Raw genomic sequence first — 12,598 nt, forward strand, 5'->3', positions numbered from 1 at the left:
GCGCGGGTTGGGGGCGATTCTCCTGCCCTTTGGCTTCGCCTCAATACCCGCCTGCGCCGAGCACACCCGTGGTGGGGATGGGGGCGACGCCAGCTCGCTCGGACTTTTCTCGGCGGCGGAACTCGTCGAGCATCGCCTTGGTGGCGGAGGCTCCACAACGGGTCGCTCCAAGGTCGCGTACTTTGATCAGTGCATCCAGATCACGAACGCCGCCGGCTGCTTTCACCTGTACCTTGTCGGACACGCTGGCGCGCATCAGTTCCAGGTCATGCTCGGTGGCACCACAGTAGTTGTAGCCGCCGCCAGGCTGCTTTACGAAACCGAAGCCGGATGAGGTTTTCACCCAGTCGGCTCCGGCATTTTCTGAAAGCTGGCAGAGTTTGGCGATCAATTGGTCTCTGGAAAGTCCGGCACCGCCTGTGCGGAGGTAGTCGGTTTCCAGAATGACCTTCACCTTGGCATCATGCTGGTGGGCGGTGTCGCAAATGGTGCGGATCTCCTGTTCCACCTCCTCCCAAGCGCCACCGATGGCCTTGCCGGGATTGATGACCATATCGATCTCCACAGCCCCATCGCGGCAGGCGAGTTCGGTCTCGTAACGTTTGACCTCAGTGAGGCTGTTGCCGTGGGGAAAACCGACCACGGTGCCCACCTTCACATCGGTCCCGGCGAGCCAGGCTGCAGCCTGTTTCACGGCGTGGGGTTTGATGCAGACGGAAGCCACGTGGTATTCCGCAGCGAGTTTGCAACCCGCCTCCAGCTCAGCGTCCGTGAGCGTGGGATGGAGCAGCGAGTGGTCAATCATCCCGGCGAGGTCTTCGTAGCAATATTTCATGGTGAAAAGTGGTGGGGCTGCGGACAAACTTGGGGCCAGGACGGAGCGGGCGATACCTAGGGTGGCAAAAGCTGGGGGTCAAGGTGGTTTCGTGAGGGAGCCGTGTACTCGCAGTGGAGGGGAGAGGGCGCGGAGCCGCTGCTTTGCGGTTGTCAAACGGAGCGGCGCGGCTATAACATCGCGCCCCTTTCCGCCAGACAGCAGTTCTTCTCCCACATGGTCATTCGTAAAAAAGCACACGCGCGCGCCGGCTTGGTCGGCAATCCATCCGACGGATATTTTGGGAAGACCATCTCCTTTGTGATCCGGAACTACGAGGCGGAAATCGTCCTGTTCGAAACACCGGAACTGACGATTGAGCCGAGTGACCGTGACCATTCGGTCTTTCCCAGCATCGGTCAGCTGGCGCGAGACGTGGCCCAGTTTGGTTACTACGGTGGCATCCGCCTGCTCAAGGCGACGGTGAAGCGCTTCCACGACTACTGCTCGAAGGAAGGCATCGCCCTGCATGACCGCAACTTCACCCTTCGCTACAGCAGCAACATCCCTCCGCAGGTGGGCATGGCAGGCAGCAGCGCGATCATCTGCGCCTGCCTGCGCGCGCTCATGGAGTTCTACGGAGTCGAGGAGCAGATTCCCAAGCACATTCAGCCCAGTCTGGTGCTCAGTGTGGAGAATGACGAACTGGGGATTCCAGCCGGCCTGCAGGATCGCGTCATCCAGGTGTATGAGGGGGTGGTCTTCATGGACTTCAACCGCGGCCACATGGAAACCTATGGCCACGGCATCTACGAGGAGCTGGATCCGACCCTCCTGCCGAACGTGTATGTGGCCTACACAAAGCGCCTGAGCGAGGGGACGGAGGTCTTTCACAACGACATCCGCAGTCGTTGGAATCGCGGAGAACGGGAAGTGGTGTCTGCCATGTACCAGTGGGCAAATCTTGCCGAACGGGTGAAGGAGATGCTGCTCGCGGGAAGAGGGCGGGAAATCGGACCGCTTCTCAACGAGAACTTCGATCTGCGTCGCCGGCTCTATAAGATCAGTCCGGGAAATCTGGAAATGGTGGACATCGCCCGCGACGTGGGGGCCAGCGCCAAGTTCACCGGGAGCGGTGGAGCGATTGTCGGCACCTTTGAGGATGAAGCCATGTTTGGCAGGCTGGTGGAGGCATTCCGCAGCCGGGACATTGAGGTGATCAATCCTCAAATCCTCCCCTGATTCCAGCAACCTTTCACGTCAGACCGAGAACGATTCATCATGACTGCTAAAGTGCGCAAAGCCGTGATCCCGGCCGCCGGGTTCGGCACCCGTTTCCTCCCCATCTCCAAAGCGGTGCCCAAGGAGATGCTCCCAGTGGTGGACAAGCCGGTGATCCAGTATGTGGTGGAGGAAGCTGTCGCGAGTGGCATCACTGACATCCTGCTGATCATCAGCCGCGGCAAACGGTCGATCGAGGAGCACTTCATCGCCAACCCCGAACTGGAAGCAGATCTGGAGGCGAAGGGGCGTCACGAGACGCTGGCGGAACTGCGGCAACTGCAGTCCCTGGCGCGGATCCATTACGTGTTTCAGCCCAAGATGGGCGGTCTGGGGGATGCGGTGCGCTGCGCCCGGGAGCATGTGGGGGCTGAACCCTTCGCGGTGCTGCTGGGGGACGCGCTGGTCTCGCCTACGGATGGCGCGAAGCCAGTGCTGCGGCAGTTGCTGGATGTGCATGAGCGCCATGGCGGCTCCACCGTTGCGCTGGAAGAAGTGCCGGCAGAGAAGGTAAGCCGGTATGGCATTCTGGGTGGCGCTGAGATCGAGCCCGGGGTGTTTAAAGCGGACAAATTTGTGGAGAAGCCCAGTCCTGCGGAGGCTCCCTCCCGGCTGGCGGTGTCGGCCCGCTACATCCTTTCGCCTTCCATCTTCGAGCAACTGGAGCAGACCCCGACCGGCAAGGGCGGAGAACTGCAACTGACCGATGCCATGGCGGCACTGATGCAGCGGGAGGCTCTCTACGGCGTTCGCTACGCGGGGCGGAGGCATGATATCGGCAACAAGCTCGATTTCGTGAAAGCCAATCTCTGGTGGGGCCTGCAGCGGGAGGATATGCGCGAGGAACTGAAGCGTTATCTGGCCGGATTGCTCGAACAGTAGGGGGATAGGCGGCCTTTCGCCGCACCCCTTTTCACTTGCGGCTGCATCCCCCGCTGGCCAACATGCGCGACACATGAGTGATCGTATCAAAGTTGGAGTCGCCGGAGTCGGTGCCATGGGGAAGAACCACGCCCGCGTGCTGTCTGGTCTGCCCGGGGCGCAACTGACGGCGATCTATGATCTGGACCGGGCTCGCGCCGAAGAGCTGGCGTCCCTCTACGGTGCCAAGGCGGTGACCACTCTGGAAGAACTCGCCGCGGAAGTGGACGCTGCGGCGGTGGCGGTTCCCACCATTGCCCACCGTCAGGTGGCGGGCTTCCTGCTCGAGCAGGGGAAGCACGTGCTGGTGGAAAAACCGCTCAGCGAGTCCCTCACCGAGGCTCAAGAACTGGTGGCTTTGGCGGATGCAAAGGGGCTGGTGCTGCAGGTGGGGCACATTGAGCGATTCAACCCGGTGATGAAGCAACTGGAGAGCCGGATGCAACAGCCGCGCTTCATTGAGGCCACCCGGCTTTCTCCTTTCCCGAACCGGAGCATGGACATCGGCGTGGTGCTGGATGTGATGATCCATGACCTTGAGATCATTCTGCACCTTGTGCGCTCGCCCGTAGTAAGCGTGGATGCTGTGGGAGTGCCGGTGCTGACTCGGCGGGAGGATATTGCCAATGCGCGCCTGCGCTTCGCCAATGGCTGTGTGGCCAACGTCACCTCCAGCCGCGTGAGTGACAAGAAGATGCGGAAGATTCAGGTCTTCCACGGGGAAGGCTACATCTCGCTCGACTACCAGGAGCAGTCCGGGCACATGTATCGCCGCGAGGGCATGGGGATCGCCCGTGAGGATGTGCCGGTGGAGAAGGATGAGCCCCTCAAGCTGGAACTCGCCGCCTTCGTGGATTGTGCCCGGCAGGGCGCGACGCCGGTGGTGAGCGGGCAGCAGGGAACAGAGGCGCTTAAGCTGGCGATTTTGATCACGCAGGCCATTGAGAAGAACGAGCCGGTGCACTTGTCATGAGAAAGCTTTTTCTCCTGGCGGGCGAGATCAGCGGGGACACGCACGGCTCCGGATTGATGCGCAGTCTCCTCGAACTTTCGGGTGGGGAAGAGGTGCGGTTCTACGGCTACGGTGGCCCCCAGATGAAAGAGGTGGGCGGTGACGCCATGCTCGACTGGGTGGAGGATGCCGGTGTGGTGGGCCTCTGGGAGGTCCTCAAGGTTTACGGCTGGTTCAAGCAGAAGATGGCCGATGCCCTGGCCATTGTGGCCCGCGAGAAACCGGATGCGGTGATCCTGGTGGACTATCCCGGCTTCAATCTGCGTCTGGCAAAGTCTCTCCGCGACGCCGGCTACGACCGCCCGATCATCTACTACATCAGCCCGCAGGTGTGGGCCTGGAAGAAGGGCCGCGTGAAGACGATGGCTCAACTGCTGGATCTGATGATCTGCATCTTCCCGTTTGAGAAGGAGCTATATGAGAAGAGTGGTCTCAAGACGGAATTTGCCGGGCATCCCATGGTGGACCGCGTCAAATCCCTGACCAAAAACATCTCGCGTCAGCTGGACCTGGTGGGGTTCTTTCCCGGAAGCCGCGCCAATGAAGTGCGGCGCCTTTTCCCGACCTTGATCCAGACGGCCCAACGCCTGCAATCGCAGCGGCCGGGGACACGGTTCGTGGTAAGTGCAGCCAATGCCAGGCTGGCAGGTCTCATGCAGGAGCTGGCGGACGCTGTGGGCTTCCCGGAAGCGAAGGAGTGGATCGAGATCGGCACCGTGTATGATCTCATGCAACAGGTGCAGGTGGGCGTGGTGGCCAGTGGCACGGCGACACTGGAGTCTGCCTGTTTTGGCATGCCTTACATTCTGGTGTATCAAGTCAACCCGCTCACTTACGTGGTGGGCAGGGCGGTGATGCGTATCAAGTTCCTCGGCATCGTGAACATCCTGGCGGGACGTCAGGTGGTGAAGGAGATGGTGCAGGGCGACTTCCGCCCCGAGCCGCTGGCCGCAGGCGTGCTGGAACTGATGGACGAGGGCGAGGCCCGGAAAAGCCTGCTCCAGGACCTGCGGGAGACCGTGGGGCGACTGGGAGAGGGCGGTGCCTACCAAAGGGCTGCGCAGGCCGTCTGGGAGCAGGTGGCGCAGGCCCCAGTCAAAGCGTAAGATAAGAATGTCCTTGCAGCGAGCATCCTCGAATCCATGAACCAGGAAGAATCAGATCCAGCCTCCCAGATCACCCCTTCAGGACGTCTGGTGCGTCTTTTTGTCAGCGGATTGCCCTGGGGGCTGGTGTTGATGGGGGCTTTGTCTTTCGTGTTTTACTTCAACAAGAAGAACAAGCCTGAGGTGCAGCCCTCGCAGTTTGCGGCCATTCTCCGGCGCGACCTGAACACGCCTGATTTTGAGCGGTACCAGCGCATCTTGGGCAGGGATCTGGGGGAGCGTTCCCTGCGTCACGCCGAGAACCTGGAGGCGGCTGCCGCGTTCATGGAGTCCACCATGGGCCCGGACAACATGGGACACGGAGTGGTGAGACAGGAGTTCACGGCGGGAGACAAGACGATGGAAAACATCATGGTGCCGCTGATGGGCAAAGCCAAAGCGGAGGAGGCGGTGCTGGTGCTGGCACCGCTGGACACCACCGAGGCCAACGCTCCTGATGAAGCGGCCCCGCCTGCCGCCCTCCTCGGCATTGCTCACAGCTTCGCAGGTGATCCTCAGCCCCGCACGATTGTCTTTCTGGCCGCGCCCAATGGACTGTCCACCCGCGATGATGCGAACGGATGCTGGCAGGCCGCGCACCACGTGACGATCAGCGACCTGAAGTTTACACAGATCATTGCGCTGACTTCAGGGAATCCACCGGAGCCGTTCCGGCTGCCGGACGTCTGGAAGGATGTGCCCTACACGAAAGTCACGGTAACGGCGAAAACGACCCTCCCGGACTTGAAGGAGATGGCGGCCGAGATCCGGAAGGCGGCCCAGTAGACGGGCAGGGGGAGTTGAGGTTCGTGGAACTTACTCTCGTCCGGGCCAGACCGGCTTGCGGTTCTCCAGGCAGCTGTTGAGCCAGGCCAGCATGCCGGCGAGGCTTTCGTGCTTCTTCTTCAGGGCGGCGAGGTGCAGCCAGTCCAGATGGGGGCGGGAGGTGCCCACGGAGAGCCGCTGAAATTTGAGCAGCGTCTGGAGGGACTCAAACTCTGATGCCGTCATGCGCCGGATCTCATCTGGGCCGGGCAGCTCGTCCAGCAGGGTGAGGTCGAGCCCGAAGCTGGTGACGCCCACGCCATACTGGTGGCCCAGCACCCGCAGACTCTCTACGAGGGCTTCATCGCTCACCTTGTCCGCAATCCAGATCTCACCGTGGTTGGCCCAGCGGGTGGCGCTCATGGCCTGGAAGAAGTCGGCGTTGCAGGTGGCCAGCGTGGCCTCCAGTTTCAACTGAACGGCGGAAAGACGCACCGTGGTGACTCCGAGGTGCCGTTTGAGGCTGAGCATCGTCTCATCCAGACGAGGGGTGTCGTCGTTGTCCGTCTCAAAGTCCCAGTCCGTCACCACCACATCCGGCAGCTCCCAGTTGTTTCCCGGAGGCTCGGTGAGAAGATAGGGGTAACGGGCTCCGTTGACGCAGTGTCTTTCCACGATGGCTCGGAATCGGGCAAAGCGCATGCTCTGCAGATCCTGCACGTCATCGATCTGGCTGAACATGCCCAGATGCGGTGCTCCGGAACGCGACTCAGTTTTGCCAAGCCGCATGTAATACCCCTGCCCCTGATCCACCTTCGCGATCGGGGAGGCCGGATCATATGAGAGGATGGAGAAGTGGTAGCGCAGGGTGGCGTCGCTGTACTCATCCCCCAGACGGAACCGCACAAGACGGATCAACTCGGTGCCTTTGATGGCCTCCGCGGGATCTGAAGGAAGGATTTGCGGCAGGATCTCCCGCAGCTGTTCACGTAGGCTCATGGATTGGAACAAACTATTGCCGAGAATGCTGACTGCGGGAGTTGAGTCAAGAACGAATCCAACGATGCAGTCAATCAACTCCCAGTAGTACAGGGAGTGGCACTGCAACTAACGCTCTGATGAGCGAGGTTATCGCTCCTCGGCATCAATTTTTACCATCCGGCTCAGAAGCCAGCTCACACCCACCATATCCTTGGTGGCGCGCCAGGCTCGGTTGGCAAAGGTGTACTTGCTCACTCCATGAATGCGGGGGCGGTGATTCACGGGCACTTCTGTGATCTTGTAACCTGAGTGCCGGATGAGCGCGGGGATGAAGCGGTGCATGCCGTTGAAGGGCAGCAGGGCGCGGCGGCACTCTCGACGCATGGCTTTGAGCGAGCATCCGGTATCGCGCACGCCATCACCGATGAAGCGGCTGCGCACGGCATTGGCAATGCGACTCTGGAGGCGCTTGAAGGCGGTGTCCTTCCGCTTGGCGCGGTAGCCACAGACGAGATCGTAGCTGCCTTCGTGCAGTTTGCTTACCAGGGCGGGGATGTCCGCAGGATCATTTTGGAGATCGCCGTCAATGAGGACGATCACCTCTCCGCGCGCTGCCATGATCCCGGCATACATGGCGGCACTCTGGCCGGAGTTCTTGCGGAAACAGATGAGGCGAACTTGGTCGGACTTCTGCACGTTCGCGGACGTCGCGTCGGTGCTCCCGTCATCCACAAAGACGAGTTCGTGTGGATGGCCTGCCAGAGCCCGGCTGAGCTGTTGCTGAAGTTCGGCGACGTTCTCCTCCTCGTTGTAGAGGGGAACGACGACGGAAATCTGCGGGTGGATGTCTGACATGGGCGGCTATCCCTGCCGTGCGGGAAGGCGGAGGCAAGCGAAAAGTTCGTTGCAGCCTGAACATGACAAGCTTGTCAGGTTGAACGAGAGGAACTCGATCCGATCAGAAGGGCAGGATGAGCCATGTGCCCTTCACCAGCCAGCAGGACTGGGCAGCTGCGGCCAGCACGGTGAAGCTGCGAATTCCCACTTTCAGCCGGGGAGGGGCGGGCTCATAGGTGAGCGACAGGTGGGCCAGCAGCATGCACGCGGGGGCAAGCCAGGCTCCGCTGCCACTACAGGGCCATGGGAGGCTGCGCCAGATGAGCATGTCCAGCGTGAGCAGGGGCCACATGAAGGCATAAACAAAGGCCATGTGGTAGGTCATGCTGCGCCTCTGGGCGCTACGCACCAGCACCCAGCCGAAGGCGATGAGCAGAAGAGGGGTGCAGGCCACGAGCAGGTGCAGCAAAATGTCCACCCCATCGGAAGAGGGTGCCATGGGCAAATGGTTGAGACCAGCCCATCCATTCCGCGAGTTTCCCAGATAGAACAGCATGATCGCCACCACGAGAAAGCCTCCGAGAACGGGGAGCACCGGCCACTTGGTCAGGGCCCGGCGGCCCCGCTGGGTGAGCGCCATGCTGGCGCAGCCCGCGACGCCGAGCATGGCGAAGCGCCAGTCCACCAAGGACAGGGCCAGCAGCCCGCAGCCCAGGATCCACCAGTACAGGTGCCAGGGATGGGTGCGATGCAGGGCGAGTCTGAGCGCCGCGAGCACGCCCACTGACCCGGCCAGCCCCAGGGTGGTGGGGGTCATGGTGGTGGCGGCGATATTGACGGCGGGAATCACCTGGAAGAGGAGCAGGGCCCAAGACGCTGTGGTGTTGTCGAAAAGGCCGCGAGCCAGTTCCCAGAGCAGCCACCCGGCGGCAAAGATGATCCAGGGTGAGAAGAACCGCACGCCGAAGGACCCCTCTCCAAAGGCGGTGGTGCTGATCTTCACCAGCCAGGGGAGCAGCGGGCCGAGCCCCTCATGCCATGTCAGAGGCTCGTGGGCGCAACGGAGCACGTATTCTTCCAGAGACGTGAGGCCGGACATGGGCAGCAACAGACTCCGCGCCAGGGTCAGGATGACCATGGCAGGCAGGAGAAAACGTTGGCGGTTCATGCGTTCACGTGCAGACTTTCTGGCAGGGCCTCTGTCTTTGAGTAAATGCTCACGGCTGGCTGTCAAAAGCCGCCTCCAACAAAAGTATCCATGACCCCCCGATTCTTCTTTCTCGCGCCGTTAATTGCCATCGTGACCTGCAGTCTGGGGGTGATGGCGCCCGTGGGCAACGCCCGTGCCCAGCAACCTGCCGCAGCGGACGGTGCCGACAAGGTGAAAGCAGGGGAGGACATCCTGCGCCTCGTCCGCATGAGCCAAGCCCTCCAGGACCTGAAGAATCTCAAAGGCAAGCTGCGCAACAACGACACGGGTGAGGAAGTTCCGTTTGATCTGACCATGGCTGACAATGTGATCCGCTTTTCTTTCACGGGCGGATCGAAGGAGATCATCAATCTGGACCTCAAGGAAAATGGCACCAAGCTGACCCGTACCAACAGCTCGGGGAAGGTGGAGATGCCGGTTTCGCTCTACTCAGAGAAGGTGAAGGGCACCCATTTGAACTACGAAGACCTTTCCATGCGCTTCCTGTACTGGCCCAAGCCGGAGCTGGTCGGGGCGGAGAAGGTGAGCTTTCAAACCTGCTGGGTGGTCCACGTCGTCAATCCTGACAACCGTGGACCCTACCGCCAAGTACGCATCTGGGTGGATCAGGAGAGTGGCGCGATGATGAAAATGCGGGCCTATGACCAACAGGGGAAACTGCAGAAGGAGTTTCTGGTCCGTAAAGGGCAGAAGTACAAAGACGCCTATATCTTGAAACAGATGCGGGTACAGTCGTATGACACGGACAAGAACAAGGTGAACGGCATCACGTACCTGGAGATTGAAGATCCTGCGGGCTGAGGGCAACTTGCCCCGTGGACCGGTGTTGAACAAACCGGCATACGGCTGCGTAATGTGACCAAGGAATCGTGAATCCATTTACTTCCAGCGATCGTAGCCGCCCTCGCATCCATGACCATGAGACCCTGCGTCTGATCGGACGCGGAGCCTATGGGGAGGTGTGGCTGGCGCGTGGGGTGACCGGGGCGCTGCGGGCAGTGAAGGTGGTCTGGCGGGCGGATTACGATTATCCCGAAGCCTTCGAGCGTGAGTTCGAGGCCATCAAACGCTACGAGCCTGTCTCGCGACGGCACCCTGGCCTGGTTCCGATCCTTCAGGTCGGACGCAACGACCAGGAAGGCTTTTACTACTACGTCATGGAGCTGGCCGATGATGTGGAGCGGGGGAGGGACATCGATCCTGAGACCTACCGCTCCCTCACGCTGACGGCGCGCATGCACAAGACGAAGCGGCTCAAGGCGGCAGAGTGCCTGAAACTGGGGGAGACGGTGGCGGACGCATTGCACTTCATGCATGAGCACGGGCTCATCCATCGCGACGTGAAACCGTCGAACTTGATTTTCATCGATGGAGTCTGCCGATTGGCAGACATCGGACTGGTGGCGCTGCTGGGGCAGCGCAGCTTTGTTGGTACAGAAGGCTTCGTGGCACCGGAAGGACCGGGGACCGCACAGTCAGACATTTTCTCGCTGGGGATGGTGTTGTACGAGGCTAGCACCGGCAAAGACCGGCTGGATTTCCCCGATCTGCCAAGTGCGGAAGAGACGGGTGAGGGCATGGAGCAGTGGCGGTTGCTTCATCGGGTGATCTGCCGGGCCTGCGCCCAGCACGCGACGGAACGATATGCCTCTGCCCAGGATATGGTGCTGGCGCTTCAGGGGCAGCGTGTGCCCGAACGCGGTGCCAGGCGCAAACAACTGATGATGGCGGGGGCAGCGCTGGCTCTTCTGTTGGTGGGGCTGGGGGCCTGGGTGGCACGACAGGAGCCAGTGAAGGCCTCCTTGCGCCGGGCGGAGCCGTTGCTGAATCTGCGCACCGATCCGCCGGGGGCGGAGGTGTACTCGAATGGGCTCAAGCTGGGGGTCACGCCTTTGTCGCTGAACCCATCCGAAGGCGTGCCGGCGATCTATCAACTACGACTGGCGGGCTTTCGATTGCAAGAGGTGGAGCATCGGGCGGACAAGAAAGCGCCCACCACCTATGAGTTGAAACTCGAACCTTCCAAGCTGCCGCAACCGGGTGAGCGATGGGTGAACAGTCTGAGCATGGCCTTTTTGCCGCGTCAGGCGGGGCATGCCAGTGAGCGTCCGGTAGAGATGAAGGCCTTCGATGCCTTCCTTAAGGCCACTGGGCGCCCCTTTGAGGGCCGGGTGGTGCCGTATCTGCTGCGGGGAGAGAAAAATCCGATCTACATCGTGGTGGTGCCTCCCGGCGATATTGAGGCGTTCCGCTACTGGCTGGCGGACGCGGACCGTTCCAAGGGATTTCTCGCCAACGAACACCACTACGAGATCGAACCCCTGCCGTATGCGGAAGGCGGAGGGGCTCCGCCAGATCTGGATGGCGTGCCGGGTGTGGACAACAACCGGGACGAGCCGCGGGAGGGACTGGCGTTCTCCCTGCGAGTGGAGCGGCAGGGGTATGGCAGCGTGTTGGTGCGGACCAATCCGAGCGGGGTAAGGGTCTTTCAGCGCGACGAATTGCTGGGTATCACGCCGTTGGAACTGCCTCGTGTGCGAACGGGGGATGTCGAGTATGATCTCAAGGGTGAGGGGCTGACCGATTTTGTGCTGGAGGGGAACGTCAGTGAAAATGAGCTCCTCGAACTCTATGCCGACATGGAGGCGCGCCGCAACGTGACCTATGGGCGGGAGTGGCGAAACTCGATGGGTCTGAAGTTCATCCCCCTCGGAGACATCTTGATGGCCGCCTTTGAAACGCGGCGGCGTGACTATACTGAATTTGTGAAAGCGACCAATGCGCGTCGACCAGGCACGGCCCCCGAGCAGCAAAAGGGCGCGGCCTTTCCGGTCGTGGCGGTCGACCGGGCTGAAGCGCGCAGCTTTTGTGAATGGCTTACCCAGAAGGAGCGTGAACTCGGATTGATCGAAAAACGCGACCGCTATCGCCTCCCGACGGATGAAGAATGGAGCCGGGCGGTGGGACTGCCGCTGGAGCGCGGGCGTGATCCCGCGGAGCGCAATAGCCGCATCCGGGGCGTCTATCCCTGGGGATATGACTGGCCGCCTCCGCGTGGGATCGACAACTTTGCCGACGAGGCAGGGGCTCGTCGCATGAACCTCACGGCGACGATTCCCAACTATGATGATCGCTATCCGGCGCTCGGCGTGGTGACGTCGCTGCCCATGAACAAGAAGGGTTTCACCGGGCTGGCCGGGAACGTCAGCGAATGGGTGGACACCGACTACGACAACGCCGCGGCAAAGCAGGCGGGGGCGACGCCGATGGGTACGGTGCGAGGAGGCAACTGGCGTACTTCGAATCCTGATGAGCTGTTGTCTTCTGCAAGGATGGCGACTCCGGTCAATGCCCGGCGGGATACGATTGGTTTCCGGATGGTGCTGGCAAGGGATGTGCCGGTGGATGCGGGGAAGACGGCGGCGACTGAGAAGTAGGGGGGGGCACGGGTGGGAAGCCTGTAGCTGCACTTGTGAAAGTGCGGAAAGGTGGCGCGGCCTTGTGGGCTGAGCGGAGGTACTGGGGGCGCGTTGCCTGACCGCGTTTTTACAAACGCAGCCACGACTGAGGGGGCATGTGAGGGAAGCTTGTAGCTGCACTTGTCAAAGTGCGGATGGGTTGCTCGGCCTTGT

General features: G+C 61.3%; 11 protein-coding genes. 7 read left to right on the forward strand and 4 right to left on the reverse strand.

Going from position 1 to position 12,598, the window contains the following annotated elements; all coding sequences use genetic code 11:
• Positions 1 to 40: 40 nt before the first annotated feature.
• Positions 41 to 835, reverse strand: coding sequence for a deoxyribose-phosphate aldolase (gene deoC / locus BV034_RS08950; protein WP_050026183.1), 795 nt, complete (start codon positions 833 to 835; stop codon positions 41 to 43).
• A 216-nt stretch (positions 836 to 1,051) separates the two neighbouring features.
• On the opposite strand from deoC, the gene BV034_RS08955 reads away from it, so the two are divergent.
• The 5 genes from BV034_RS08955 to BV034_RS08975 all read left to right on the forward strand — a co-directional run bounded on the left by BV034_RS08955 (position 1,052) and on the right by BV034_RS08975 (position 5,959).
• The gene (locus BV034_RS08955; RefSeq protein WP_050026184.1) at positions 1,052 to 2,056 is read left to right on the forward strand and encodes a GHMP kinase; all 1,005 of its coding nucleotides are present in this window, start codon (positions 1,052 to 1,054) and stop codon (positions 2,054 to 2,056) included.
• 39 nt (positions 2,057 to 2,095) lie between these two features.
• Positions 2,096 to 2,977, forward strand: coding sequence for a UTP--glucose-1-phosphate uridylyltransferase GalU (gene galU / locus BV034_RS08960; protein ID WP_050026186.1), 882 nt, complete (start codon positions 2,096 to 2,098; stop codon positions 2,975 to 2,977).
• A gap of 73 nt (positions 2,978 to 3,050) precedes the next feature.
• Positions 3,051 to 3,989: a Gfo/Idh/MocA family oxidoreductase gene (locus tag BV034_RS08965; RefSeq protein WP_009964017.1), complete on the forward strand. Its 939-nt coding sequence runs from the start codon at positions 3,051 to 3,053 to the stop codon at positions 3,987 to 3,989.
• Entirely contained in the window at positions 3,986 to 5,134 is a 1,149-nt protein-coding gene (gene lpxB, locus BV034_RS08970) for a lipid-A-disaccharide synthase (RefSeq protein ID WP_050026188.1), read from the forward strand. The genes BV034_RS08965 and lpxB overlap by 4 nt, the downstream gene beginning before the upstream one ends.
• Before the next feature lie 36 nt (positions 5,135 to 5,170).
• Positions 5,171 to 5,959: a hypothetical protein gene (locus tag BV034_RS08975; protein WP_050026190.1), complete on the forward strand. Its 789-nt coding sequence runs from the start codon at positions 5,171 to 5,173 to the stop codon at positions 5,957 to 5,959.
• A gap of 30 nt (positions 5,960 to 5,989) precedes the next feature.
• Here BV034_RS08975 and BV034_RS08980 read toward each other — a convergent pair whose 3' ends face one another.
• From BV034_RS08980 to BV034_RS08990, 3 genes are all read right to left on the reverse strand, one after another.
• Complete coding sequence (locus BV034_RS08980) at positions 5,990 to 6,937, reverse strand: hypothetical protein (RefSeq protein WP_009964013.1); 948 nt, start codon at positions 6,935 to 6,937, stop codon at positions 5,990 to 5,992.
• A 129-nt stretch (positions 6,938 to 7,066) separates the two neighbouring features.
• Positions 7,067 to 7,774, reverse strand: a complete 708-nt coding sequence (locus BV034_RS08985) for a glycosyltransferase family 2 protein (RefSeq protein WP_050026192.1) — start codon at positions 7,772 to 7,774, stop codon at positions 7,067 to 7,069.
• A 103-nt stretch (positions 7,775 to 7,877) separates the two neighbouring features.
• The gene (locus BV034_RS08990; RefSeq protein WP_050026194.1) at positions 7,878 to 8,924 is read right to left on the reverse strand and encodes a glycosyltransferase family 39 protein; all 1,047 of its coding nucleotides are present in this window, start codon (positions 8,922 to 8,924) and stop codon (positions 7,878 to 7,880) included.
• 90 nt (positions 8,925 to 9,014) lie between these two features.
• Between BV034_RS08990 and BV034_RS08995 the strand changes: the two genes are divergently transcribed.
• Both BV034_RS08995 and BV034_RS09000 read left to right on the forward strand, forming a co-directional pair.
• On the forward strand, positions 9,015 to 9,767 hold the full coding sequence (locus tag BV034_RS08995) for an outer membrane lipoprotein-sorting protein (RefSeq protein WP_265592799.1): 753 nt from the start codon (positions 9,015 to 9,017) through the stop codon (positions 9,765 to 9,767).
• A gap of 68 nt (positions 9,768 to 9,835) precedes the next feature.
• Positions 9,836 to 12,403 carry a bifunctional serine/threonine-protein kinase/formylglycine-generating enzyme family protein gene (locus BV034_RS09000; protein WP_050026204.1) on the forward strand — a complete coding sequence of 856 codons (2,568 nt, stop codon included), beginning with the start codon at positions 9,836 to 9,838 and terminating at the stop codon, positions 12,401 to 12,403.
• The last annotated feature ends 195 nt before the right edge of the window (positions 12,404 to 12,598 follow it).

Source organism: Verrucomicrobium sp. BvORR034, from assembly GCF_000739635.1.
GTDB lineage: Bacteria > Verrucomicrobiota > Verrucomicrobiia > Verrucomicrobiales > Verrucomicrobiaceae > Verrucomicrobium.

Excerpts from the sequence above, each read along its gene's own strand:
- BV034_RS08955 (WP_050026184.1), top strand. The coding sequence starts at position 1,052 with ATGGTCATTCGTAAAAAAGCACACGCGCGCGCCGGCTTGGTCGGCAAT.
- BV034_RS08995 (WP_265592799.1), top strand. The coding sequence starts at position 9,015 with ATGACCCCCCGATTCTTCTTTCTCGCGCCGTTAATTGCCATCGTGACC.
- BV034_RS08985 (WP_050026192.1), bottom strand. The coding sequence starts at position 7,774 with ATGTCAGACATCCACCCGCAGATTTCCGTCGTCGTTCCCCTCTACAAC.
- BV034_RS08980 (WP_009964013.1), bottom strand. The coding sequence starts at position 6,937 with ATGAGCCTACGTGAACAGCTGCGGGAGATCCTGCCGCAAATCCTTCCT.
- deoC (WP_050026183.1), bottom strand. The coding sequence starts at position 835 with ATGAAATATTGCTACGAAGACCTCGCCGGGATGATTGACCACTCGCTG.
- galU (WP_050026186.1), top strand. The coding sequence starts at position 2,096 with ATGACTGCTAAAGTGCGCAAAGCCGTGATCCCGGCCGCCGGGTTCGGC.
- BV034_RS08965 (WP_009964017.1), top strand. The coding sequence starts at position 3,051 with ATGAGTGATCGTATCAAAGTTGGAGTCGCCGGAGTCGGTGCCATGGGG.
- BV034_RS08990 (WP_050026194.1), bottom strand. The coding sequence starts at position 8,924 with ATGAACCGCCAACGTTTTCTCCTGCCTGCCATGGTCATCCTGACCCTG.
- lpxB (WP_050026188.1), top strand. The coding sequence starts at position 3,986 with ATGAGAAAGCTTTTTCTCCTGGCGGGCGAGATCAGCGGGGACACGCAC.
- BV034_RS08975 (WP_050026190.1), top strand. The coding sequence starts at position 5,171 with ATGAACCAGGAAGAATCAGATCCAGCCTCCCAGATCACCCCTTCAGGA.